The following is a 23583-nucleotide window of genomic DNA, read 5'->3' as shown; positions in this document are numbered from 1 at the left end:
CTGGTTTATCGGCTGTTTTGCCAACAATTGGCAATCCACTCATTGGCAAGCGCATGGCGCAAAACATACTGGTATTGCATGGCCCGAACCTGAACCTGCTTGGCACCCGGGAACCTCATATCTACGGCAGTCTGACCCTGCCCCAGATCAATGAGCGCCTGGAATTGCTTGCAGGCGAATTGGGCGCCAAGCTGACTGCTTGGCAAGGCAATCACGAAGGTGCGCTGGTTGACCGCATTCAGGCGGCCCGGCAAGACGGCACGGACTTCATCATCATCAACGCGGCGGCATATACGCACACCAGCGTCGCGATTCGCGATGCGCTGGCCGGGGTCGCGATCCCATTTATTGAAGTACATTTGTCCAATCTGTATAAGCGAGAGCCCTTCAGGCATCACTCTTATCTGTCCGACTTGGCGATAGGCCTTATCAGCGGCCTCGGCGCGGACGGCTACGAGGCGGCTCTGCGTTACGCAGTGCGGCACTGATCTCGCACCAACTCACAGCTTTTACATCTTATACGGCGCGGACCCCACGCTGGGACGTCGTCGACACTATCTCGGGAAGCAGCTTCTATGGACCTTCGAAAACTCAAAACCCTGATCGACCTGGTGGCTGAATCGGGTATCGCCGAGCTGGAAATCACCGAAGGCGAAGGCAAGGTACGCATCGTCAAGTTCTCGCAGACCTTGCAGCCGGTGGCTTACCACCAGCCCGAAGCCGGCGCCCACGCCGCGCCCGTGGCCCCGGCCGCAGCGCCTGCCGCACCGGTCGCCGAAGCCGCTCCGGTCATCCAGGGCCATGTCGTGAAGGCGCCGATGGTCGGCACGTTCTACCGTTCGCCGAACCCGGGCGCCGCCCCGTTCATCGACGTGGGCGCCACCGTCAAGGAAGGCGACCCGCTGTGCATCATTGAAGCCATGAAGCTGCTCAATGAAATCGAAGCCGACAAGTCCGGCGTCATCAAAGAAATCCTGGTCGAAAACGGTGAGCCCGTCGAGTACGGTCAACCCCTCTTCGTCATTGGCTGATAGCTGAAAATGTTCGAAAAAATCCTGATCGCCAATCGGGGCGAAATCGCCCTGCGCATTCAGCGCGCTTGCCGTGAGCTGGGCATCAAAACCGTGGTCGTGCACTCCGAGGCTGACCGCGAAGCCAAGTACGTGCGCCTGGCCGATGAATCCGTGTGCATCGGGCCCGCGCCGTCGCGTGACAGCTACCTGAACATGCCCGCCATCATTTCGGCGGCCGAAGTCACGGATTCCGAGGCAATCCACCCGGGTTACGGGTTCTTGTCCGAAAATGCCGACTTCGCCGATCGCGTCGAAAAGAGCGGCTTCGTCTTCATCGGTCCGCGTCCCGACACCATTCGCCTGATGGGCGACAAGGTCAGCGCCAAGCGCGCCATGATCGAAGCGGGCGTGCCGGTGGTGCCGGGTTCCGAGGGCGCGTTGCCCGAAGATCCGCAGGAAATCATCCGCATTGCGCGCGAAGTCGGTTATCCGGTCATCATCAAGGCGGCAGGCGGCGGCGGTGGCCGCGGCATGCGCGTGGTGTACACCGAGGCCGCGCTGCTGAACGCCGTCACCATGACGCGTTCGGAAGCGGGCGCCGCGTTCAACAACCCGGAAGTCTATATGGAGAAGTTCCTCGAGAACCCTCGCCATGTGGAAATCCAGGTGCTGGCCGATGGCGGCCGCAACGCCGTCTGGCTGGGCGAACGCGACTGCTCCATGCAGCGCCGCCACCAGAAAGTCATCGAAGAAGCGCCGGCTCCCGGCATCGCCCGCCGCGCGATCGAGCGCATCGGCGACCGTTGCGCCGATGCTTGCCGCAAGATGGGCTATCGCGGCGCCGGCACGTTCGAATTCCTGTTCGAGAACGGCGAGTTCTATTTCATTGAAATGAACACCCGCATCCAGGTCGAACACCCGGTCACCGAACTGATCACCGGCATCGACCTGGTGCAGCAGCAGATTCTGGTCGCCGCCGGCGAGAAGTTCACGTTGCGCCAGCGCGATATCCAGTTCAAGGGCCATGCGATCGAATGCCGCATCAACGCGGAAGATCCTTTCCGCTTCGTGCCCAGCCCCGGCCGCATCACCAACTGGCATACGCCGGGCGGTCCTGGCGTGCGCATCGATTCGCATGCGTACAACGGCTACTTCGTGCCGCCGAACTACGATTCGATGATCGCCAAGGTCATCACGTACGGCGACACGCGCGACCAGGCGCTGGCCCGCATGCGCATCGCGCTGTCGGAAATGGTGGTGGAAGGCATTTCCACCAACATCCCGCTGCACCGTGAACTGCTGCAAGACGCTCGTTTCATCGAAGGCGGAACCAGCATCCATTATCTGGAAAACAAGTTGGCTCAGCGTCCCTGACCGACCACTAGGGGCCTCGCGGCCCCTTTTTGCCTTTGGGCGAACCGAAGGCAAACCCCTCAGGGGCCTTTTAATTGTTTTACGGTCATCGGGCCGCGGCATCCGCCGCGGCCCGATGACCAGATGGAAGAATAATCATGCGTGAACTCGTGCTCCATTGCCTAGAGGCGCAGGCCGAAGCCTTGTCGGACGCGCTGCTGGAAGCGGGCGTGCTGTCCGTTTCCGTGGAAGACGCCGATTTCGGCACTGACGACGAACGCCCGCTGTTCGGCGAACCCGGCACCGAGCCCGACGTGCAGGCCTGGGACCGCAACCGCGTTGTCGCCTTGTTGCCCGATGGAGCCGATCCCGCGCAGATCATGGAAGAGGCCGCCGCGGCGGGCGAACTGGACCCGGCGCTGTTCGCGGGCTGGACCCTGCGCGACGTCCCCGACGCCGATTGGGTGCGCCTGACGCAATCGCAGTTCGGCCCGATCCACATCGCCGAACGCTTGTGGATCGTGCCCAGCTGGCACCGCGACAACCCCGACGTGCCCGGCTTCGACCCGGCCGCCACGGGCGAGGGCGCGATCCATATCGAACTGGATCCGGGCCTGGCCTTTGGCACCGGCAGCCATCCCACGACCCACCTGTGCCTGGCATGGCTGGAAGCCGAGCTGCCGGCGGGCGCCACGTTGCTGGACTACGGCTGCGGTTCGGGCATTCTGGCCATTGCCGCCCGCAAGCTGGGCGCGGGCCCGACGCAGGCGGTGGACATCGACGCGCAGGCCGTGCAAAGCACCGCCTACAACGCCGAGGTCAACCGCGTCGAGCTGCAGGCCATGTTGCCGGATGCACTGGCTGACGGCACCTTCCAGGTCGTCGTCGCCAACATCCTGTCCAATCCGCTGAAGGTGCTGGCGCCGATGCTGGCCGGCCGCGTCGCCGCGGGCGGCCATCTGGTGCTGTCCGGCGTGCTGGAGCGCCAGGCCGAAGAAGTGGCCGCCGCCTATGCGCCCTGGATCGCCATGTCGGTCTGGCGCGCACGTGACGGCTGGGTCTGCCTGCACGGCCAGAAGGCCTGAGCGGCGGTTCGGCAGGATCGCGACATGGCTCTGACCACCCGCTGCCCCCAGTGCGGCACCTCGTTCAAGGTGGTGCCTGACCAACTCCGGGTCCGTAACGGCCTGGTGCGCTGCGGCGCGTGCTCGACCGTCTTCGACGGCCGGGCATGCCTGCTGCCGGAATCCGGCGCGCCGGCGACGCCGCCGGCCGTTCCGGCCATGCCTCCGGTGGTGCCGCCGCCGCTGTCGCGGCCCTCCGCGGAACCGCCTCGCCAGATCGCCCCGTGGGAAGACGAACCCATTCCGGCGCCGACTCCCCCTCCGCCCGCACCCGTTCCCGCCCCGGTCACGCCCGTTGCGCCTGTTGCGCCCACCGTGCCGCCGGCCGTGCTGCGCGGCCGCGAAGCCATCCGCCGGCACACCGAGCCGGATGAGGATCTGCCGGAAAATGAGGTCGATGATGACGGCGAGGACGACAGCGACCTGCATGACAGCGCCCGCCACGCCGCCTTCGCGCGCCACCCGGAGCCGGTCCACGAGCCCGCGCCGCGCTGGGCGCCGTCAGCCCAGCCTGCGTCGCGCAACGAACCCGTCATCGCATCGCGCGCCACGGAGCCGGTCATCGATTGGGACGCCCGCCGACGCGGCGCCGCCCCGGCCGAGCCGTCCTTCGCCGCCCGCGATGACGAAGACGATCGCGACCGTGAAGACGAGCACCCCGAGGCCCCCTCCGGCGGCCATCGAGACGACTTCGATGATCACGACGATCGCGGCGACGCCCGTCCACGCGATTTCCGCATCCGCGACGACGGCGATGACGACGACGAGCTCGACGACGAGACGCGCGAGCCTGTCCTGGGCGACACGCGCACCCGCTATTCCAGCGCGACCGACGTGGGCCGCGCCCCGCCCGAGTTCCTGGACCAGGACCGGCAGGAGCGCCGTGGCCTGTTGCGCAAAGTGTGGGGCTACGCCTGCCTGGTGGGCTTGATCGCGCTGGGCCTGCAGATGGTGTATGCCTACCGCACCGACATCGCCAATTCCGTGCCGGCGCTGCGGCCGGTACTGGACGTCGCGTGCAAGCCCCTGGGGTGCGCGGTGGGTTACGCCCGGCGCCTGGAGCGCATCGCGATTTCCTCCTCGTCGCTGCAGCCGCCGCCCGGCGCCGCCGCCATCGACGACGGCCGCAGCCGCCTGGTATTGAACCTGGTGCTGCGCAACCGCTATGACAAGCCGCAGCATTGGCCGGCCCTGGTGCTGGACCTGACCGATCTGTCGGATACGGTGGTGGTGCGCAAAGTGCTGATGCCCGAAAACTACCTGACGCCCGAACAGTTGAGCGGCCCGTTCGGCCCGGCTGGCGAGCTCAAGATCTCCGTGCCCATTGAAGTGACCGGTGTGCAGGTCAATGGCTACCAACTCGATAAGTTCTTTCCTTAAAGGATGACAAGCATGGCAACCCCTGTCCTGGTTTGCGGCTCGATGGCGTTCGACACGATCGCGGTGTTCGAAGGCCGCTTCAAAGAGCACATTCTTGCTGACCGCATCCAATCGCTTAGCGTGTCCTTCCTTGTCCCCAGCATGCGCAAGGAATATGGCGGCTGCTCCGGCAACATTGCCTACAGCATGAATCTGCTGGGCGGCAAGCCGGTGCCGGTGGCGACCGTGGGCGAAGACGCCGGCGAATACATGGAACGCCTGTCGGGCCTGGGCATCGACACCGGCCGTGTCAAGGTCATCCCCGACACCTTCACTGCGCAGTGCTTCATCACCACCGACCTGGACGGCAACCAGATCACCGCCTTCCACCCGGGCGCCATGTCGTTCGCCGCGGAAAACGACCTGAGCGACGCGGATGCCGCCTGGGCCATCGTGGCGCCGGACGCCAAGGAAGGCATGTTCGCCCACGCCGAACGCCTGCACCGCCGCGGTATTCCGTTCATTTTCGATCTGGGCCAGGCCATGCCGTTGTTCGATGGCGCCGACCTGGAGCGCATGCTCAAGCTGGCACAGGCGTTGACCGTCAACGATTACGAAGCGGGCATCGTCGAGCAGCGCACGGGCCGCAGCGTGGCCGATATCGCCGCCACGCTCCAAGCCGTCGTGGTGACGCGCGGCGCCGAAGGCGCGACGCTGTACACCGGCGGCAAGACCGTGCAGATTGCGCCGGTGCGCGCCTCGGAGGTCGTTGACCCGACCGGTTGCGGCGATGCACAGCGCGGCGGCCTGCTCTATGGCCTGACCAGCGGCTGGAATTGGGAAGACAGCTGCCGCTTGGGCAACGTCATGGGCGCGGTCAAGATCGCGTCGCGCGGCCCGCAGAACTACGCACCGTCGCGCGCGGAGATTGACGCCGTGCTGCACGCGACCTACGGCATCCATTTGCCCGCTTGATCGCCTTCGCTCCCCGGGAACCGCGATGCGGCGGGATGGTCGAACCCGCATCGTATTTTCGAAAGGCGGCCGTGTGGCCGCCGTGATCAAAGTGCTGTTTTCACCTTTTGGCTGTGAGTTTCAGTGTGTTGCAGCCGAGGGCGCCGTCTGTTCGCGGCAGGGTATTATGATCAACAGTCGTCGGCAGTGCCCGATCGAGGAGTCCAAATGAACCAAAGCAAATCTCTTTCCCTGGTGACGCCGCGTACTGGCCGGTGGTTGGCCATTGCAGCCGTTGTGACGTCGATGGCTGTCCTGGGCGGTTGCGCCAATCGCAGCGCGTCCAGCGGCGTGTATAGCTACGACCAAGCCCAGCGCGAGCAGATCGTCCGTACGGGCACGGTCACGGGCGTGCGCCCGATCGTGATCCAGAACGACAAATCCAGCGGTGTCGGCATGTTGGCTGGCGGCGCATTGGGCGGTGTGGCCGGCAACGCCATCGGCGGCGGCACGGGCCGCACCATCGCCACCGTCGGCGGCGCGATCCTGGGCGCCTTGGCGGGTAACGCCGTGGAAAACCGCGTCGGCACGAATTCCGGCTACGAAATCACCGTGCGCCTGGACAACGGCGAAACTCGCGTGGTCGCTCAGGAAGCGGATGTGCCCGTCAGCGTGGGCCAGCGTGTCCAGGTGATCAGCGGCGCGGGTCCGACCCGCGTCACGCCGATGTAAGCGGCAAAAGCGTCCGTTGTCGAAAAGCCCGCGCAAGCGGGCTTTTTTTTGCCTGCGCCGGGCAGGAGCGGCGACTCCATGCCCTTTGGTTTTTGCCGGAAAATCCGGCGTCGATTATTGGGGCCATGAGCAAAAGGGACGGGAGGGGCGCCGGAATTTGTCGTTCTGCCGCAACGCAGCACCCAGGATTTACCCGCAGGCGTTACGTTTACCAGCCTTTTCTCGCGATTTACCCCAAAAGTTTCATGGCGATTCAACGGCCAAAATGCAATGATTGCGCCTGCGATCGGCATCGCGATTTCGATTTTGATGTAACCAAGTGCATCTTGATGCCGATCTGGATCGCTGGAACCGTCAGTTGAGCTTCAGCATTTTTCTGTATTCTCGTCTGCCTGAATCCCAGGGGATGGGGATGTTTTGCCGACGAGGCAACCTGCACTATCTATGCATACCGAGCAAGAACTCCACACCAAGATCGGCGAGATCGTCGAGTCGATCGTCATGAAGAAAGTCACCCCCGATACGCAGTTGATTGCCACTGGCCTGGTTGATTCCCTGGCCGCGGTGGACATCACGCTGGCGGTCGAGTCGGAGTACGGTTGCAGCATCCCGGCTCCCGAGATCGCCGAGCACCTCCAGTCGGTCCGCACGCTTGCCGGCTATGTCGCTGCCCATACTTCGTAATACGCAGTTGTGGTCCCACGTCGCGGCCGCCGCAACCGCCGTGGCACTGGCGTTCGGGGCGTACTGCGGCGCGGATGACTTGCTCAGCCGCATCGTGACGCCGGTATCGGCTCCGTCCGCGGCCGCTGCCGACAAGAGCAACTACCTGCCCAACCTGGGTCCGGACTGGGGCACGCAGCACGTCAACCTGAATCGCCTGGGCAACGCCCTGAGCGACGGCACGCTGGTCGTGCTGGGGTCGTCGGAACTGTCCAGCCATGACTTGCGCTTCGTGCCTTACCGCTTCTTCCCGGAAGAGCTGAAGGTGCCGACGCTGGCCTATGGCCACGCCATGTTCCAGTCCTACGGCATCGTCAGCGTGCTGGAATCCGTGGCGGATTCACTGACGCCGAACACGCGGCTGGTCATCATGGTGTCGCCCGCCTGGTTTGCCTCGGGCGGCCAATTGCCACGCAGCGCGTTCGCCGAACACGTGACGGGCCCGGTCTGGGACCGCCTGTGGGACCAGCCGAACACCCGCGAGCAGATGCAGAACTGGATCAGCGACAACGCCAACTGGGGTCTGCTGTGGCTGATCGCCAATGGCCAGGTGGCCGAGCTCAAGGACAAGCTGTCGCTGTGGTGGCATGCCCGCAAAGAGCCGGCCCCCGATCGTCCGCGCAGCAAGCTGTCCGTGCCGGCGCACCGTTTCGTGTCCTGGCCGTCGTCCGCCCGCCTGAACGAAGGGCAGTGGGGCCGGCTGACGCATCAGGCGCGCGAAGTCGAACACGGCCTCGGCGGCAACAACCCCTACGACGTCCGCGACGACTACTACAAGCAGTACCTGGCGCCGCTGTATTCGCCGGCACGCAACGAATTCGCCGACGTGGATCCGATCACCCGCACCGAGCTGGGTGACCTGTCGCGCGTGATGGCCTTGCTGCAACGACGCAAGGTGAAGGCGTATTTCGTCATTCAGCCGTTCAATCCCAAGCTGATCCTGGACGTCGAGCGATTCGACCCGGTGGTGGCTGCCATTACCGGCATGTGCCAGCGGTATCAGATGGGTTGCCTGGACCTCTACAGCATCCCGTTCGAACCCGGCATGGTGCGCGACGACATGCATCTGGCCGAACTCGGCTGGGCGATGGCGGACCAAGGCATTGCGGAGTACTTTTCCCGATGAAATTCTTTCGAAAAGAGGGCGCCGGGCGCCGTTTCTTCTGGCACCTGTGCCTGTACATCGGGGTGATCCTGGTGTTCGTGCTGCAGGCGCAGCCCACCACGGGCAGCGGCGGACCGATCAAGGTCGAATTCCAATATCAGCAGTTCTGAGCGCGCCATGGAACTGTTCGCAAGCTTGAGCTTTTTCGGCGGGGCCCTGTTCGGGGGCCTTGGCCTGTTGGCGTACCGGTCCTTCGGCATGCCCTTTCGCATCGGTTATCGCCACATCATCGGCGTCGTCTGCCTGGGCGTGTGGATGGCGGTGTTCTGGGCGCGTCCCTATCAGCCGATCGCGCTGCTGGCCATTTCGGGCAGCGCGCTGTGGGCCATGCGCCGTCACTACATTCCCACTTGGCTGGCCGTCGTCATCACGATGACTCCGCTGCTGCTGGTGAAGACGGGTGTCTCGCATCTGGGCGCCATGCTGGGGCTGTCGTTCGCGACCTTCCGCGCCATCGACGTGCTGCTGTTCGCGCAGCGCAATGAACGCGTGTCGCCGCTGGATTACTTCATCTACCTGTTCTTCCCGCTGACGTTGCTGGCCGGCCCGATGTATCGGTGGCGCAATTTCCAGGCAGATCTGAAGCGCGGCTACGAAGGCGTGACCCTGAGCACCTGGCTGACCGGCCTGGAACTGATCATGCTGGGCGTCATCCAGAAGTTCGGCATGGCCGAACTGATCTGGCGCTACGGCCTGTCCACGCTGGACGCGCACGACTATTCGTTCACTGGCGTGGCGCTGAACGCGTCGCTCTACAGCGCCTACCTGTTCTTCGATTTTGCGGGCTATTCGACGATGGCGATCGGCATCGGCATGCTGTTCGGCTTCACCTTGCCGATCAATTTCCGCAATCCGCTGGCGACGCTCAACCCGCAGGACTTCTGGCGCCGCTGGCATATCAGCCTGTCGGAGTGGCTGCGCGACGTGGTGTTCATGCCGATCTACAAGGCACTGAGCAAGACCAAGTTCTTCGGCCGCCACCGCATGGCGGCGCAGAACATCGGCATCTTCGCCACGCTGCTGGCCATGGGTGTCTGGAACGGCCTGTCGCTGCACTACATCGTCAGCGGCCTGATGTTCGGCGCGTATTCGGTGGGCCACAACCTGCTGATCAACGCCTCGCGCACCCGCCCCGCCTTGCAGGCCGTCCTGGCGCAGCCCATCATGCGTTTCCTGGGCCGCGTGCTTACCTTGATCCTGGCCGCGCTGGCGCTGTACGTGTTCAGCGGCCGCAGCCCTATCTGACGCCGGGAGTTTCGGCATGCGTTTCGACCTGAAGTCCTTCCAATTCGTCGACACCGGCGTGGCGCCCGACGCGCTGGCCGTTGCCGCCGCCGACCGCAGCCTGACCTGGGCGCAATTGCGCGCGGAAGCCGCCGCCTGGGCCGACGAGGCCCGCAAGAACGGCGCGGCGCCGGATGTGCCGGTGGCCATCTACGGGCACAAGGAAGCGTCGTTCTTCGTGGCGATGGTCGGCGCCCTGCTGGTGGGCGCGCCTTTCGTGCCGGTGGACACCATCTACCCGGCCGAACGCCTGCGCCGCATTGTCGAGATCGTCCGCGCCGCCGCCGTCTACGACGCCGCATCCGGCACGTTCACGGCGGGCGACGGCGCCGAACTGGCCGAGCGCGGCCTGGCCTACGTGATGTTCACGTCCGGCAGCACGGGCGACCCGAAGGGCGTGCAGATCGGCCGCGAAAGCGTCGGCCTGCTGGGCGACTGGATGCTGGGCAGCTTCGGCCTGGGCGATGCACCCGTGTTCATGAACCAGGCGCCGTTCAGCTTCGACTTGTCCATGTACGAAGTGTTCGCCACCCTGGCCTCGGGCGGCGCCTGCGTGCTGAACGCGCGCGAACAGATCGCCGCCGCTGGCGCCTGGATGCCCCGCCTGGCCGAGCACGGCGTGACGGTCTGGGTGTCCACCCCGTCGTTCGCGCACCAGCAATTGGCCAACCGCGATTTCTCGCCCGCCACCTTGCCGCTGTTGCGCACGTTCCTGTTCTGCGGCGAGCCGTTGCCGTCGGCATTGGCCAAGAAACTGCGCCAGCGCTTCCCGGGCGCCGTCATCCTGAATACCTACGGCCCTACGGAAGCTACCGTGGCGACCACGTGGATCGAAGTCACCGATGCGGTCCTGGCCGCGCATGACCCGCTGCCGGTAGGGCATGCGAAGCCCGACAGCGTGCTGATCGTGGACGAAGGCGAGATCTGCATCGTGGGCGACCATGTCATGCGGGGCTACCTGAATCGGCCGGACCTGAACGAGGCCAAGCTCTACACCTATGCCGACGGCCGCCGCGCCTTCCGCACGGGCGACCTGGGGCAGATGGAAGCGGGCGGCCTGCTGTTCTGCCGCGGCCGCATGGACGATCAGATCAAGTTGAACGGCTATCGCATTGAGCTCGCCGAGATCGACGAGGCCCTGCATGGCCTGCCGGGCGTGGAGGGCGGCGCGTGCGCGGTCCTGCGTCGCCCGGACGGGACGGCGGTTCGCCTGATTGGTTTCGTGGCGGGAGCGGACGGTGAGGTGGAGGAAGCCCGCTTCCTGGCGCCCGATGCCCTGGCCGGATGGAAAGAGCGTCTGGCACAGCGCCTGCCGCCTTATATGGTGCCGTCCGAGCTCGTGGCCTGCCCGGCGTTGCCGATGTCGAACAACCACAAGATCGACCGCAAGAAGCTGGTCGAGATCTACGCCGGCATCCCGGCGTAGCCCATCAAAGGGCGGGGCGTTGCGCCCCGCGCCTTACAGTCCCATCATGCGCTGGCTGAGATTGTTCAGCACCATCAGCAGCACTTGCGCCACGATCAGCAGTACCAGCGGCGAAAAGTCGATCGCGGTGCGCGGCAGCAGGCGCCGGATCGGGTCCAGCATGGGCGCCGTCAGCGATTGCAGCAGCGGCATCATGGGGGCCGTCGGGTTGACCCACGACAGCACGGCCTGGATCAGCGTCAGCCACACCACCAGGTTCAGCGCCCATTTGATGGCCATCAGCAGGGCCGATCCCATGGCGGCGGGTAGTAGCGCGGCGGGAATCAGCGCGCCGATGGACACCAGCCAGATCAGCACGATATAGGCCAGCGCGGCCAGCCAGGTCGCGACCAGGCTCGTCCAATCGATCTTGTTGCCGGCAGGGATGATCTTGCGCAGCGGCATCACCAGCCAGTTCGTGGCCTGGTAGATGGCGCGCGAAAGCGGGTTGAACGGGTGAAGGCGGATCGCGTGCATCCAGGCGCGGGCAATCAATGCCGCGCCAAACAACGTGAACACGATTTCGAGGAGAAAGCGGAAGATATCACCGAGCATGGACGCGTTCACCGAAAAAAGAAGGAGTCAATTGTCGCATGGGAGTTGCCCGTACGCAGTACGCCCTCTGCACGATTGTGGCCCCGCCGGGGCGACGCGTTGTCGTGGGGGCGCCTGGGCGGCAAAAAGCCACCGACGCGTGCCTGCCGACGGGCGTGAAAAAGCCGCCCGGCATGCCGGGCGGCTCTGGTGAAGCCAGGGCTTCAACCGTCCTGATTACGGACGGCCACCCGTCGGGAACGGCCACGACGCGGCGGGGTTCAGCGCGGTCTTCGCGCCCGGGGCAGCAGCCGTCGACGACGGAGGCGTTGCGGGCTTCTTCGGAGCGGCTTTCTTTGCAGCAGGCTTCTTGGCAGCGGCGGGCTTGGCAGCAGCAGCCGGCTTGGCGGCAGCAGGAGCCTTCTTCGCAGCAGGAGCCTTCTTGGCTACGGCCTTCTTGGCAGCAGGAGCCTTTTTGGCAGCGGGCGCCTTCTTGGCAGCAGCCTTTTTGGCGGGGGCCTTCTTGGCTACCGCTTTCTTGGCAACAGCCTTCTTAGCAACAGCTTTCTTGGCAACTGCCTTCTTGGCGACGGCCTTCTTGGCTACCGCTTTCTTGGCGACGGCCTTTTTGGCGACGGCCTTCTTGGCAACCGCTTTCTTGGCGACGACCTTCTTGGCGACGGCCTTCTTGGCAACCGCCTTCTTGGCGACGACCTTCTTGGCTACCGCTTTCTTGGCGACGACCTTCTTGGCTGCCGGCTTCTTGGCGGCAACCTTCTTCACTGCCGGCTTCTTGGCGGCGGCGACTTTCTTGACAGCTACCTTCTTGACAGCGGCTTTCTTGGCCGGTGCGGCCTTCTTAGCGACTGCCTTCTTGGCGGCGGCGGGCTTCTTCACCGCTGCTTTCTTTACGGCTTTCTTGGCTGTTGCCATGGTCATGCTCCTTAGGTTCAGGGGTCCCAGAACTTAAACCCGTGCCCCGACTCGCCAACAAGGCGAACCGTGCCCGGGCTATTCATCGGCGCATGCCGCTGTTCTGTGCGAGCAACAGCTACTACGGTTTGCGCTAATGAATTCGGCACAGCCATTTGATATGGCCCCCGCTCCTTTGGCGCGAGCCATTTCAAATGGCGCCGATCGGCTGCCTGATCACAGGCTTGCCGACCGCTTGTTCTACGTGTTCGAAATTGCCCCCATGCCGCGCCTTCGGCTCGCTGCCCCCCGAGGGGGCATTTTTCCTTGAGGCGGCTTGGCGACAAAAACACCCTGACCGAGGAGAGTGCCATCAAGCCTGTCGCGAACGCGACGCCCCGTGCTGCTGGAGCGTGCCCGCGCCGGGCCTGATGACGAACTGCTTTTACTCCCAGCTCAGCGTGCCACCAGTTTGGTATTCGATCACGCGAGTTTCAAAAAAGTTGCGTTCCTTTTTAAGATCGATCATTTCCGCCATCCACGGGAAGGGATTCTCTTCCTGCGGGTACAGCGGTTCGATACCGATTTGCTGGCAACGACGGTTGGCGATGAAGCGCAGGTAGGATTTGAACATAGGTGCGTTCAAGCCCAACACGCCGCGCGGCATCGTGTCTTCGGCGTAAGCGTATTCGAGTTCGACCGCTTTGCGGAAGAGTTCTCGAATTTCTTCGCGGAATTCCGGCGTCCACAGATGCGGATTTTCCAGTTTGACGGTGTTGATCAGGTCGATGCCGAAGTTGCAGTGCATGGATTCATCGCGAAGGATGTACATGTACTGCTCGGCGGCGCCGGTCATCTTGTTCTGGCGGCCAAGCGCCAGGATCTGCGTGAAACCCACGTAGAAGAACAAGCCTTCCATCAGGCATGCGAAGACGATCAGGGACTTCAACAGCGTCTGGTCGGCTTCGGGCGTGCCCGTCTTGAAGTGGGGATCCGCGATCGCGTCGATGAACGGGATCAGGAACTCGTCTTTGGCGCGGATGGACGGAACTTCGTTGTAAGCGTTGAAGATCTCGGCTTCGTCCAGGTCCAGGCTTTCGACGATGTATTGATAGGCGTGCGTGTGGATCGCTTCTTCAAATGCCTGGCGCAGCAGGAACTGGCGGCATTCGGGCGCCGTGATGTGGCGATAGGTGCCCAGCACGATGTTGTTCGCGGCCAGCGAGTCGGCCGTGACGAAGAAACCCAGGTTGCGCTTGACGATGCGGCGCTCGTCCTCGGTGAGCCCGTTCGGGTTCTTCCAGAGGGCGATGTCGCGCGACATGTTGATCTCTTGCGGCATCCAGTGGTTGGCGCAAGTGGCCAAGTACTTTTCCCACGCCCACTTGTACTTGAAAGGCACAAGTTGATTGACGTCGGTTTCGCCGTTGATGATGCGCTTGTCAGCAACCTTTACACGTTGCGAGGTGGCGGCGCCGCTCGTGGCGAGGCCGGCCGCGTGTTCAGGCGCGGCGGGCGTCGGCATGGCGGTGTCGCCGAATACACCGGTCGCCGCCCGGACTTCGGGCGCAGCCTGCCCGCCGCCCGCGGGGGCGGGGGCTTTTGCAGGTTGCGTGGCGAGGGTGTCGTCTTCCCAATTAATCATGATTCAATTCTCCGGAGGCGGTTATTGGCAGGCTTCGCACTCTTCGAAGCCGGGGTCGCCCGGCCGCATGGTGCAAACCGCCCCGAGAACTTCGGGTTCCGGCAAAACAGGTGCGGCGCCCACAGCCGCAGCCGTGGATTGGCCACCGGCGGTGACGGCGTTCAGTTCGCCGCCGCGGCCCGTGGATTTTTCGGCGCTGGTGGCGCCCAGGGTACGCAGGTAGTACGTCGTCTTCAGACCACGCAGCCATGCCAGCTTGTAGGTGTCATCCAGCTTCTTGCCCGATGCGCCCGACATGTAGATGTTCAGCGACTGGGCTTGATCGATCCACTTCTGACGGCGCGACGCGCATTCAACCAGCCAGCTCGGTTCGACTTCGAACGCAGTGGCGTAGAGTTCGCGGAGTTCGGAAGGTACGCGATCGATGCGGGACAGGCTGCCGTCGAAGTACTTGAGGTCGGCGACCATGACTTCGTCCCAGAGACCGAGTTTCTTCAGGTCACGCACGAGGTAATCGTTAACGACCGTGAACTCGCCGGAGAGATTCGATTTGACGTACAAGTTCTGGAAAGTAGGTTCGATGCACGCAGATACGCCAATGATATTGGAAATAGTCGCGGTTGGGGCAATTGCAACGCAATTGGAGTTGCGCATGCCGTGCTGTTTGATGCGCGCGCGCAACGTATCCCAATCGAGCGAGCTCGATTCATCGACTTCAACATGGCCACCGCGCTCATCGCGCAGCATCTTCAACGTGTCTTGCGGCAAGATGCCGCGCGACCACAGCGAACCTTCATACGACTGATAGCGGCCGCGTTCTTCGGCAAGCAGGCTCGATGCGAAGTAGGCGTGATAGCACACCGCTTCCATCGAACGGTCGGCGAATTCAACCGCGGCTTGCGATGCATACGGCACGCGCATCATCTGCAGGCAATCCTGGAAGCCCATGATGCCCATGCCCACCGGACGATGGCGCGCGTTGGAATTGCGGGCCTTCTCGACGGCGTAGTAGTTGATGTCGATGACGTTATCGAGCATGCGCATCGCGATGCTGACGGTGCGCTTGATCTTGTCGTGGTCGAGTTCGAAACCGCCGCCGGCTGCCGGCTTCATGTGCGCGACCAGGTTCACGGAACCCAGGTTGCACACTGCGATTTCGGACTCGTTCGTGTTCAGCGTGATCTCGGTGCACAGGTTCGAGCTGTGGACGACGCCCACGTGCTGCTGCGGCGAACGGATGTTGCACGGATCCTTGAACGTGATCCACGGGTGGCCGGTTTCGAACAGCATCGACAGCATCTTGCGCCACAGCGTCAGCGCCGGCATCTTCTTATAGAGCTTGAGCTCGCCGCTGGCGACGCGGTTTTCGTAGCCCACGTAGGCTTCTTCGAATTCGCGGCCGACCTTGTCGTGCAGGTCAGGGCAGTCCGACGGCGAGAACAGCGTCCATTCGCCGGCTTCCATGACGCGCTTCATGAACAGGTCGGGAATCCAGTTCGCCGTGTTCATGTCGTGCGTGCGGCGGCGTTCGTCGCCGGTGTTCTTGCGCAGTTCCAGGAATTCTTCGATGTCCAGGTGCCACGATTCCAGGTACGTGCAGACCGCGCCCTTGCGCTTGCCGCCCTGGTTCACTGCCACGGCGGTGTCGTTGACGACCTTCAGGAACGGGACGACGCCCTGGCTTTCGCCGTTGGTGCCCTTGATGTGGCTGCGCAGCGCGCGCACCGGGGTCCAGTCGTTGCCCAGGCCGCCGGCGTACTTGGCCAGCAGCGCGTTTTCCTTGATGGCGTCGTAGATGCCTTCCAGATCGTCGGAGACGGTGGTCAGGTAGCACGACGACAGCTGCGAGTGCAGCGTGCCCGAGTTGAACAGCGTCGGCGTCGAGCTCATGAAGTCGAACGAGGACAGGATCTCGTAGAACTCGATGGCGCGCGTTTCGCGGTCGGCTTCGCGCAGCGCCAGGCCCATGGCCACGCGCATGAAGAAGACCTGCGGCAGTTCAATGCGGGTGCCGCGGATGTGCAGGAAGTAGCGGTCGTACAGGGTCTGCAGGCCAAGGTAGCCGAATTGCAGGTCGCGCTTGGCGTTCAGCGCGAGACCCAGCTTGGTCAGGTCATAGCTGGCCAGTTCGGGCGACAGCAGGCCGCCTTCGATGCCGCGGGCGATGAACGTGGGGAAGTATTCGGCGTAACGCGCGCCCATGCCGTCTTGCGACACTTCTTCGCCCAGCACTTCCTTGCGGATCGTGTGCAGCAGCAGACGGGCGGTGACCTGGCTGTAGGCCGGGTCTTTTTCGACCAGTGCGCGCGCGGACAGGATGGCGGACTTGAACACTTCGTCGACGGGGATGCCGTCGTACAGGTTCTTGACCGTTTCCTTCAGGATGCTTTCGCTGTCGATGAATTCGTCCAGGCCTTCGCCGGCGGCGACGATGGTCGCGCGCAGTTCAGCCAGGTCCAGCGGACGGCGCACGCCGGCGTCGGTCACGTTCAGCACGTGTTCCTGCGGCGCGGCGGCGGCCTTGTCCTGGCCTTCGGCGGCAGCGGCGGCGGCGCGCTCTTGCGTGCGCTTCTCGCGGTACAGCACGTAGGCGCGGGCAACGTCATGCTGGCCCGAGCGCATCAGGGCCAGTTCGACCTGGTCCTGGATGTCTTCAATATGGAAGGTGCCGCCGTTGGGGCGGTTGCGCACGAGCGCGTTGACGGCTTGGCCCGTCAGGTTCTCGACCAGCTCGCGCACGCGCGCGGACGCTGCGCCCTGGCCGCCGTTCACGGCCAGGAAGGCCTTGGTCATGGCGATGGCGATCTTGCTGGGTTCAAACCCGACCACCGAGCCATTGCGGCGAATGATGTTGTAGCTGGCCCATTGCCCGCCATTGGCGTCGGCAGGGGAATCGGTTTGCGAGGGCGGCACGGCCGAAGGCCGGGTCACAGAGGCGATCGTAGTCTGCATGGAAGCTCCTGTGCGAAAACGCGTAGATAGCGACATGACGGCGGTCATGTCCGGTACGAATGTGGATCTTTTGAGGGGGTCGGAACGCTTGGACGGGCTAATCCAAAAGGCGTGGCCGACGAGAATCAGCGCTTAGGCGACCACAACATATAGTGTAGCACCCCTCGTTGGACACTAATTCTAGTGATCGAGAACTACAGGGACAAGAAGAAGATATGACGAAGCTCACAAAAGATTGTTACTAAATGCACTGGGCGCGCCCAGTAAGGCGCGCCCAGGACAGGACCGCTCAGAGCGAATGTTTATGCGGTTTTCCGCAGGGGCATGTCGCGCGGGGCCGGTGCTGTATAGCTCTGCATCAATCGACCCAATTCCGTCCGATACTTCTCGACGTTCGCAGCCTTCACGTGGCCGTAGCCGCGGATGGTTTCTGCAAGGCCGGCGATTGTAGCCGCTTGCGCGAGCTTGTCCCGGGTCAACCCTACAAGCAGCTGGTCTATGGTCTGGCGGTACTCGCCGATCAGCGCGCGCTCCATCTTGCGCTCGGCGGTGCGGCCGAAGGGGTCGAACCAGGTGCCGCGCAGACCCTTCAGGCGGGTCAGCAGTTTCAGCGCCGTCATGGTGCGCGGGCCCAGCGTCATCTTGCGCGGCACGCCGGTGCGCGGGTCCTTCTGTGCAAAGATCGGCGGCGCCATGTGGAAGCGCAGGCTGTAGTCGCCTTCGAACTGGCCCTTCAATTGCGCCTGGAACGCATCGCCCGTGTAGAGGCGCGCCACTTCGTACTCGTCCTTGTAGGCCATGAGCTTGAACAGGCCGCGGGCCACCGCCATCGCCAGGCGCGGCGTCTTGGCGTCGGGCGCCAGTTCGCGCTCGCGGGCCGCGACGGCCTCGACCACGTCCTGATACTGGCGGGCATAGCCAGCGTCCTGATAGGCGGTCAGGTCCGCGATGCGGCGCGCCACGGCGCGTTCAAAGGTCTCGGGCACGTGCAGCTGCACGACCTGGGCGCGCGGGCGCAGCGCGCTGTCCAGCGCGTCGGGCTGATGGGCGGCCAGGCGGCCGCTGTCGAACGCGGCGCGGTTGGCCGCGACCGCCACGCCGTTCAGCTCGATGGCGCGATTGATGGCGGCCTGCGACAACGGCACGCCGCCGCGCTGCCACGCATAGCCCAGCATGAACATGTTCGACAGGATGCTGTCGCCGAACAGGGCCAGCGCGGCTTCGTGCGCATCGATGGCGGCCGTGTTGGCCTCGCCCGCTGCGTGGCGGATCTTGGCCAGCAGCGCTTCGGGACGCATGGCGGCATCGGGGTTGCGGGTGAAGTCCGAGACCGGCGCCACATAGGTGTTGACGGTGACTTGCGTGTGCCCGCGGCGCAGCGCGCCCAGCGAATCCGGCGCGACCGAGGCGACCGGGTCGCACAGGATGGCGGCGTCGGCTTGCTGCCAGTCCAGGCGCACGGGGCCCGCCGACGCGCCCGCGGGCGCCAGGCGGATGTGGCTGACGACCGTGCCGCCCTTTTGCGCCAGGCCGGTCAGGTCCAGCACCGCGGCTGACAGGCCTTCCAGGTGCGCGGCCATCGACACGATGGCGCCGATGGTGATGACGCCGGTGCCGCCCATGCCCGCGACCAGCAGGCGGTAGGGGCGGTCAAGCGCGGGCGTGGCGGGCAGCGGCAGCTGCCCGATCAGGCCTTGCAGGCGTTCCTGGTCGGTCTTGGGGGCCGCGCTCTTCCTGGGCTTGCCGCCCATGACGGACACGAAGCTGGGGCAGAAGCCTTCCGCGCAGGAGTAGTCCTTGTTGCAGCTGGACTGGTCGATGGCGCGCTTGCGGCCGTACGGCGTTTCCAGCGGCACGACCGACAGGCAGTTCGACTGCACGCCGCAATCGCCGCAGCCTTCGCACACCGCGCTGTTGATCAGCATGCGGCGTGCCGGGTCGGGGAACTGGTTCTTCTTGCGGCGGCGGCGTTTTTCGGCCGCGCAGGTCTGGTCGTGGATCAGCACGGTCACGCCGGGGATCTCGCGCAGTTCGCGTTGCACGGCATCCAGTTCGCGGCGGTGGAGCACCTGGATGTTCGGGCCCAGGTCCACGCCCCGGTATTTTTCGGGCTCGTCGCTGGTGACGACGATGCGCGCCACGTTTTCGCCGCGCAGCTGCTGGCAGATCTGCGGCACCGAGATCGGCCCGTCCACCGGCTGCCCGCCGGTCATCGCGACGGCGTCGTTGAACAGGATCTTGTAGGTGATGTTGGCCCCGGCGGCCACGGCTTGGCGGATCGCCAGATAGCCCGAGTGGTAGTAGGTGCCTTCCCCCATGTTCTGGAAGATGTGCGGCATCTTGGTGTAGCGGGACAAGCCGATCCAGTCGACGCCTTCGCCACCCATCTGCGTCAGGCCGCCGGTGTCGCGGTCCATCCAGGCGGCCATGTAATGGCAGCCCACGCCGGACAGCGCCTGGCTGCCTTCGGGCACTTTGGTCGACGTGCTGTGCGGACAGCCCGAACAGAAATAGGGGCGGCGGCGCATGCCGTCGGCGTCGTTGGACAGCGCGGCCTGGCATTCGAACGCCGCCAGGTCCGCGGCCAGCGGCAGGCCGGCCGTGCGGGTCAGCCAGGCAGCCAGCGGCTGCGCCAGCAGCGATGGGCGCAATTGGCCGGCCGACGGCACCATGGTTTCGCCGTCGAAGCCCTTTTTGCCGATGACGGAGGGACGGTCGGGGTTGTTGAACAGCAGATCCTTGATCTGGCTTTCGACTACCGCGCCTTTTTCTTCGATCACCAGGATGTGCGACAGGCCGCGCGCGAACTCAAGTAGCCGTTCGCCGTCCAGCGGCCACGTCAGGCCGGGTTTGTAGATGCGCACGGGCGCATTGGCGGTAACGGTGTCCACGCCCAGGCGCGACAGCGCTTCCATCGTGTCCAGATGCGCTTTGCCGACGGTGACGATCCCCACCGTGGCCTTCGGCGCGGGACAGGTCAGGCGGTCGATGCTGTGGCGGCGCGCGAACGCGGCCACGGCCTTCATGCGCAGATTCATGCGCGTTTCGACGGCCAGCGACAGGAAGTCCCGCGCCGAATACTCCAGCGATTCGGGCGGCATGTCGGGGTCGGCGGGCATGTCGTAGGCCTGCACGGCGGCAGGCGTAAACGAATGGCCGCTTTCGATGGTCTCGGACACGGCCTTGAACGCGACCCACGTGCCGGAATAACGCGATAGCGCCCAGCCCCACAGCGCGAACGTCTCGTATTCGTCGATGGAGGTGGGATGCACGATCGGCATCTGCCAGCCGATCAGGGACGCTTCGCTGGCATGCGGAATCGACGACGAGACGGCGGTGTGGTCGTCGCCCACCACGACCAGCACGCCGCCGTGGCGCGATGCGCCGGCGGCATTGCCGTGATGCAGTGCGTCGCCGGCGCGGTCCACGCCCGGGCCTTTGCCGTACCACATGGCGAAGACGCCATCGACATTGCGGTCGGCGCGCACGCCGGCTTGCTGCGTCCCCATGACGGCGGTGGCCGCCATGTCTTCGTTGATGCCGGGCAGGAAAGAGATCTTGCTGGCGTCCAGCGCCTGCTTCGATTTCCACATCGCCATGTCGACGCCGCCTAGCGGCGACCCGCGGTAGCCCGACACGAAGCCGGCCGTGTTCAGGCCGCGCGCGCGATCGACCCGGGCCTGCGTGAGCATGATGCGCACGAGTGCCTGCGTGCCGGTCAGGAAGATGCGGCCGGACTCCCGGGTCAGGTTGTCGGCAAGCTGGTATTCAAGGTCCAGCTGGGGTTCGGGGGCGGGCGTGCCGTCCATAATGAATGCTCCTGGTATTTCGCACCATGATAGGTTCGCGGAGCATTCGATTTATTGCGTTATCGGATCGTGCTATCCCTATAATACGCAATGAACATTTCGTGTTCGATAAAAACCAGGAGACAAAGCGATGGACAAGACCGATATCGGCATCCTCAAGGCCTTGCAGGAGGACGGCCGGGCTTCGGCGCAGCAGTTGTCGGAGAAGGTGGGGCTGTCGGCGGCGCCGGTGTGGCGGCGCGTGAAGGCGATGGAGGCCAGCGGGGTGATCCAGGGCTATAGCGCGCAGGTGGACCGCAGCAAGGTGGGGCTGGGTTGCATGTTCGCGCAGATCAGCCTGGAGCGGCATGCCTCCAGCACGGTCGAGAACTTTGAGCGTTCGGTGCGCGATGCGCCCGAAATCCTGGAGTGCTATGCCGTCACCGGGGATTCGGATTTCCTGTTGAAGATCCTGGTGGAAAGCCCCGAGGCCTATGACCGTTTCCTGCACCGGTTCCTGTTCAACATGCCGGGCATCCGCCAGACGCGCACTATCGTGGCGCTGCGCGAGATCAAGCACGAGCAGCGCCTGCCGCTGTGACGCGCATCGCGCCCTCTATATATAGAGGGCGCGATATCTGTGGCGGGAAAGTCGCGGCAAATCCGCCAATCCACGCGGTTTATTGGGGTTGGATGCCTGAAATACGGATCCATTCCTTCCAGCGCGCCGTGTCTTCCTTCACGAAGGCGTCAAAGCGCGCGACATCCATCGATTCCGGGGTCAGACCCAAGGCGCGCAGCTTCTTCGCCGTGGCCTCGTCCTTGACCGCCGCCTGCATATAGCCGTTCATCTTCGCCACGATGTCGGGCGGCGTGTTCGCCGGCGCCGACAGGCCCAGCCAGCCGGCAACGACGAAGTCCGGGTAGTAGGTCGCCATGGTCGGCACGCTGGGCCAGGCGGCGTGCGGCTGGGCGCCGGTGACGGCGATGGGGACCAGTCCCTTGCCGTCGATCTGCCCCATCGCGGTCAGGTAGTCGACGAAGGCGAAGCTGATCTGCTTGCCGCGCAGGTCGGTGATGATCTGTGTGATGTTCTTGTAGGCCGCGCCGGTGATGTTGATGTCTGCGCGCTGCTTGAACAGTTCGGACGGCACTTGCGAGGACGAGCTGTAGTAGCCGAAGAACACCTCGCCCGGATGCTTCTTGGCGTAGTCCACCAGTTCGGGCACCGTGCGGTAGGGGCTGCCGGGGGCCACGACGCCCACCGTGCCGAAGGTGCCCAGCAGGCCGACTTGCCGGAAATCCTTTTGCGCGTCGTAGGGCAGGTTCTTGTACAGGAACTGGTTGGCGGCGTGCGTCGAGTTCGTGGACAAGAGGAAAGTGTAGCCGTCCGCTGCCGCGTTCTTGGACGCGTTGGTGCCCACGATGCCGCCGGCGCCGGGACGGTCTTCGACAACGACCGTCTGCCCGGTTTGCTCGCCCAGGTATTGGGCGAAGGTGCGGGCGGTGAGGTCGGCGGCGCCTCCCGGGGCGGAAGGCACGATGATGGTCACGGGCTTGTCAGGCCAGCCTGCCGCGTGCGCCGAAGCGGTCAGCACGAGGCCGGCGCCGATCAGCGCCGGGCGAAGAAAACGGGGAATGGACATGCTGTCTCCTGATTGCGCGTGCCGCGTGCTTGCGCGGTCGTGTGTCGTTGTCTTGTTGCTGCTGCGGGGGGATAGTCAGCCAAACTGTTCGCGGTGCCATGCCAGGATGGCGGCGGCACTGACTTGCCATTGGTCCGCATACATCATGCAATGCGGTTGTCCGGCCAGCACGGCGTGGGAAAAACCGTAGCGTTGCGCGATCGCCTGATCCTGTCCGGGCGGATGGCGGTCATGGGTGTCCCGCCCGGCCTCCAGGCACAGGCCGGGCGCGTCGAAGGCACCGGCGCCGATCGCCACGCGCAGCAGATAGCGGTCGTTCAGCACTTGCGGGCTTTCAGCGCACAGGCGCTGCGTGACGGAGCGCACATCGCGATCGGGCGAGGTCGCCAGGAAGCGCGCGCGGATCTCGGCGGGGGCGGGCACGGCGCGAAGCGAGGCGTCGGGCACCGGGGGCAACGCCCGGGCGCCGGGCAAGTCGCCAGGCGGGGAAGGCGCCATCAGCACCACGCCCGCCACTGGCCGCTGGCGCGCGGCCAGCAAGGCCGGCAACGCGCCCATGCTGTGGCCGACCACTACCGTGGGGCCTTCCAGCGCGTCCAGCGCGTCTATTACGTCCTGGCCCAGATCGGCGATCGTGGCGGACGGGAACGCCGCGTCCTGGGGCAGCGCGCCATGGCCGCGCACGTCCACCGCCGCGCAGGCCAGGCCGGCGGCGGCGAAGTAGTCCAGATAGTGCGCATAGCACCAGGCGCCGTGATAGGCGCCCGGCACGAACAGCAGGCCGGGCCTGCCGGTTTGCGGCGGCGCGCCGGCAATCAGGCGGCCCTGGCCCGCGCGGCGGGCGGGCAGGCGGTCGGCAAGGCAGAAATCCAGCGGGTCCGTGGTGACGGGGGCGGAAACGGAAGAGGGGGCGGCAGCGTTCATCTTGCGGCAA

The 23583-nt window shown here is 64.8% G+C and carries 20 protein-coding genes; 13 read left to right on the top strand and 7 right to left on the bottom strand.

What is annotated here, in order from left to right; translation table 11 throughout:
- Nucleotides 1–53 precede the first annotated feature (53 nt).
- From aroQ to HG262_RS15575, 12 genes are all read left to right on the top strand, one after another.
- Nucleotides 54–488 (top strand): type II 3-dehydroquinate dehydratase, encoded by a 435-nt coding sequence (gene aroQ / locus HG262_RS15630; protein WP_006226654.1) that lies wholly within the window; start codon nt 54–56, stop codon nt 486–488.
- Nucleotides 489–575: 87 nt separating this feature from the next.
- Nucleotides 576–1031, top strand: a complete 456-nt coding sequence (gene accB / locus HG262_RS15625) for an acetyl-CoA carboxylase biotin carboxyl carrier protein (protein WP_105559338.1) — start codon at nt 576–578, stop codon at nt 1029–1031.
- 9 nt (nt 1032–1040) lie between these two features.
- Nucleotides 1041–2387, top strand: coding sequence for an acetyl-CoA carboxylase biotin carboxylase subunit (gene accC / locus HG262_RS15620; RefSeq protein ID WP_054427251.1), 1347 nt, complete (start codon nt 1041–1043; stop codon nt 2385–2387).
- A gap of 137 nt (nt 2388–2524) precedes the next feature.
- Nucleotides 2525–3451: a 50S ribosomal protein L11 methyltransferase gene (gene prmA / locus HG262_RS15615; RefSeq protein ID WP_169271873.1), complete on the top strand. Its 927-nt coding sequence runs from the start codon at nt 2525–2527 to the stop codon at nt 3449–3451.
- Between the two features lie 24 nt (nt 3452–3475).
- Complete coding sequence (locus tag HG262_RS15610) at nt 3476–4870, top strand: DUF3426 domain-containing protein (protein ID WP_169271872.1); 1395 nt, start codon at nt 3476–3478, stop codon at nt 4868–4870.
- Nucleotides 4871–4882: 12 nt separating this feature from the next.
- Complete coding sequence (locus HG262_RS15605; protein ID WP_169271871.1) at nt 4883–5824, top strand: carbohydrate kinase family protein; 942 nt, start codon at nt 4883–4885, stop codon at nt 5822–5824.
- A 207-nt stretch (nt 5825–6031) separates the two neighbouring features.
- Nucleotides 6032–6535, top strand: a complete 504-nt coding sequence (locus tag HG262_RS15600; protein WP_169271870.1) for a glycine zipper 2TM domain-containing protein — start codon at nt 6032–6034, stop codon at nt 6533–6535.
- Between the two features lie 444 nt (nt 6536–6979).
- The gene (locus HG262_RS15595) at nt 6980–7219 is read left to right on the top strand and encodes an acyl carrier protein (protein ID WP_006226661.1); all 240 of its coding nucleotides are present in this window, start codon (nt 6980–6982) and stop codon (nt 7217–7219) included.
- Nucleotides 7197–8384 carry a D-alanyl-lipoteichoic acid biosynthesis protein DltD gene (locus HG262_RS15590; protein WP_169271869.1) on the top strand — a complete coding sequence of 396 codons (1188 nt, stop codon included), beginning with the start codon at nt 7197–7199 and terminating at the stop codon, nt 8382–8384. The genes HG262_RS15595 and HG262_RS15590 overlap by 23 nt, the downstream gene beginning before the upstream one ends.
- On the top strand, nt 8381–8533 hold the full coding sequence (locus HG262_RS15585) for a hypothetical protein (RefSeq protein ID WP_105559333.1): 153 nt from the start codon (nt 8381–8383) through the stop codon (nt 8531–8533). The genes HG262_RS15590 and HG262_RS15585 overlap by 4 nt, the downstream gene beginning before the upstream one ends.
- A 7-nt stretch (nt 8534–8540) precedes the next feature.
- Nucleotides 8541–9668 carry an MBOAT family O-acyltransferase gene (locus HG262_RS15580; RefSeq protein WP_169271868.1) on the top strand — a complete coding sequence of 376 codons (1128 nt, stop codon included), beginning with the start codon at nt 8541–8543 and terminating at the stop codon, nt 9666–9668.
- Between the two features lie 16 nt (nt 9669–9684).
- Nucleotides 9685–11133: a D-alanine--poly(phosphoribitol) ligase gene (locus HG262_RS15575; protein WP_169271867.1), complete on the top strand. Its 1449-nt coding sequence runs from the start codon at nt 9685–9687 to the stop codon at nt 11131–11133.
- A 33-nt stretch (nt 11134–11166) separates the two neighbouring features.
- Here the strand turns inward: HG262_RS15575 and HG262_RS15570 are convergent, their stop codons facing one another.
- The 5 genes from HG262_RS15570 to HG262_RS15550 all read right to left on the bottom strand — a co-directional run bounded on the left by HG262_RS15570 (nt 11167) and on the right by HG262_RS15550 (nt 21024).
- Nucleotides 11167–11727, bottom strand: coding sequence for a YggT family protein (locus tag HG262_RS15570; RefSeq protein ID WP_088590285.1), 561 nt, complete (start codon nt 11725–11727; stop codon nt 11167–11169).
- Between the two features lie 216 nt (nt 11728–11943).
- Nucleotides 11944–12639, bottom strand: a complete 696-nt coding sequence (locus HG262_RS15565; RefSeq protein WP_169271866.1) for a histone H1-like DNA-binding protein — start codon at nt 12637–12639, stop codon at nt 11944–11946.
- Between the two features lie 424 nt (nt 12640–13063).
- Entirely contained in the window at nt 13064–14263 is a 1200-nt protein-coding gene (locus HG262_RS15560; protein WP_169271865.1) for a ribonucleotide-diphosphate reductase subunit beta, read from the bottom strand.
- Nucleotides 14264–14284: 21 nt separating this feature from the next.
- Nucleotides 14285–17215 carry a ribonucleoside-diphosphate reductase subunit alpha gene (locus tag HG262_RS15555; protein ID WP_169271864.1) on the bottom strand — a complete coding sequence of 977 codons (2931 nt, stop codon included), beginning with the start codon at nt 17213–17215 and terminating at the stop codon, nt 14285–14287.
- Nucleotides 17216–17517: 302 nt separating this feature from the next.
- A complete protein-coding gene (locus tag HG262_RS15550; RefSeq protein ID WP_169271863.1) occupies nt 17518–21024 on the bottom strand; it encodes an indolepyruvate ferredoxin oxidoreductase family protein in 3507 nt (1168 codons plus the stop codon).
- A gap of 130 nt (nt 21025–21154) precedes the next feature.
- Here HG262_RS15550 and HG262_RS15545 point away from each other — a divergent pair, with 130 nt between their 5' ends.
- Nucleotides 21155–21604 (top strand): Lrp/AsnC family transcriptional regulator, encoded by a 450-nt coding sequence (locus tag HG262_RS15545; protein WP_169271862.1) that lies wholly within the window; start codon nt 21155–21157, stop codon nt 21602–21604.
- A 79-nt stretch (nt 21605–21683) separates the two neighbouring features.
- On the opposite strand, the gene HG262_RS15540 is transcribed toward HG262_RS15545, so the two are convergent.
- Nucleotides 21684–22649, bottom strand: coding sequence for a tripartite tricarboxylate transporter substrate binding protein (locus tag HG262_RS15540; RefSeq protein WP_169271861.1), 966 nt, complete (start codon nt 22647–22649; stop codon nt 21684–21686).
- Between the two features lie 75 nt (nt 22650–22724).
- Entirely contained in the window at nt 22725–23573 is an 849-nt protein-coding gene (locus HG262_RS15535) for an alpha/beta hydrolase (RefSeq protein WP_169271860.1), read from the bottom strand.
- Nucleotides 23574–23583 lie beyond the last annotated feature (10 nt).

This window comes from Achromobacter sp. Bel (assembly GCF_012928505.1).
GTDB lineage: Bacteria > Pseudomonadota > Gammaproteobacteria > Burkholderiales > Burkholderiaceae_B > Achromobacter.
Note: the sequence above shows the minus strand (reverse complement) of the source record. Positions and strands in the feature narration are given on the sequence as shown.

What these genes read in the sequence shown, in the direction of transcription:
- accC (WP_054427251.1), top strand. Translation starts at nt 1,041, where the DNA reads ATGTTCGAAAAAATCCTGATCGCCAATCGGGGCGAAATCGCCCTGCGC.
- HG262_RS15545 (WP_169271862.1), top strand. Translation starts at nt 21,155, where the DNA reads ATGGACAAGACCGATATCGGCATCCTCAAGGCCTTGCAGGAGGACGGC.
- HG262_RS15605 (WP_169271871.1), top strand. Translation starts at nt 4,883, where the DNA reads ATGGCAACCCCTGTCCTGGTTTGCGGCTCGATGGCGTTCGACACGATC.
- HG262_RS15585 (WP_105559333.1), top strand. Translation starts at nt 8,381, where the DNA reads ATGAAATTCTTTCGAAAAGAGGGCGCCGGGCGCCGTTTCTTCTGGCAC.
- HG262_RS15575 (WP_169271867.1), top strand. Translation starts at nt 9,685, where the DNA reads ATGCGTTTCGACCTGAAGTCCTTCCAATTCGTCGACACCGGCGTGGCG.
- HG262_RS15550 (WP_169271863.1), bottom strand. Translation starts at nt 21,024, where the DNA reads ATGGACGGCACGCCCGCCCCCGAACCCCAGCTGGACCTTGAATACCAG.
- HG262_RS15610 (WP_169271872.1), top strand. Translation starts at nt 3,476, where the DNA reads ATGGCTCTGACCACCCGCTGCCCCCAGTGCGGCACCTCGTTCAAGGTG.
- HG262_RS15540 (WP_169271861.1), bottom strand. Translation starts at nt 22,649, where the DNA reads ATGTCCATTCCCCGTTTTCTTCGCCCGGCGCTGATCGGCGCCGGCCTC.
- prmA (WP_169271873.1), top strand. Translation starts at nt 2,525, where the DNA reads ATGCGTGAACTCGTGCTCCATTGCCTAGAGGCGCAGGCCGAAGCCTTG.
- HG262_RS15535 (WP_169271860.1), bottom strand. Translation starts at nt 23,573, where the DNA reads ATGAACGCTGCCGCCCCCTCTTCCGTTTCCGCCCCCGTCACCACGGAC.
- HG262_RS15595 (WP_006226661.1), top strand. Translation starts at nt 6,980, where the DNA reads ATGCATACCGAGCAAGAACTCCACACCAAGATCGGCGAGATCGTCGAG.
- aroQ (WP_006226654.1), top strand. Translation starts at nt 54, where the DNA reads ATGGCGCAAAACATACTGGTATTGCATGGCCCGAACCTGAACCTGCTT.
- accB (WP_105559338.1), top strand. Translation starts at nt 576, where the DNA reads ATGGACCTTCGAAAACTCAAAACCCTGATCGACCTGGTGGCTGAATCG.
- HG262_RS15580 (WP_169271868.1), top strand. Translation starts at nt 8,541, where the DNA reads ATGGAACTGTTCGCAAGCTTGAGCTTTTTCGGCGGGGCCCTGTTCGGG.
- HG262_RS15555 (WP_169271864.1), bottom strand. Translation starts at nt 17,215, where the DNA reads ATGCAGACTACGATCGCCTCTGTGACCCGGCCTTCGGCCGTGCCGCCC.
- HG262_RS15600 (WP_169271870.1), top strand. Translation starts at nt 6,032, where the DNA reads ATGAACCAAAGCAAATCTCTTTCCCTGGTGACGCCGCGTACTGGCCGG.
- HG262_RS15560 (WP_169271865.1), bottom strand. Translation starts at nt 14,263, where the DNA reads ATGATTAATTGGGAAGACGACACCCTCGCCACGCAACCTGCAAAAGCC.
- HG262_RS15590 (WP_169271869.1), top strand. Translation starts at nt 7,197, where the DNA reads ATGTCGCTGCCCATACTTCGTAATACGCAGTTGTGGTCCCACGTCGCG.
- HG262_RS15570 (WP_088590285.1), bottom strand. Translation starts at nt 11,727, where the DNA reads ATGCTCGGTGATATCTTCCGCTTTCTCCTCGAAATCGTGTTCACGTTG.
- HG262_RS15565 (WP_169271866.1), bottom strand. Translation starts at nt 12,639, where the DNA reads ATGGCAACAGCCAAGAAAGCCGTAAAGAAAGCAGCGGTGAAGAAGCCC.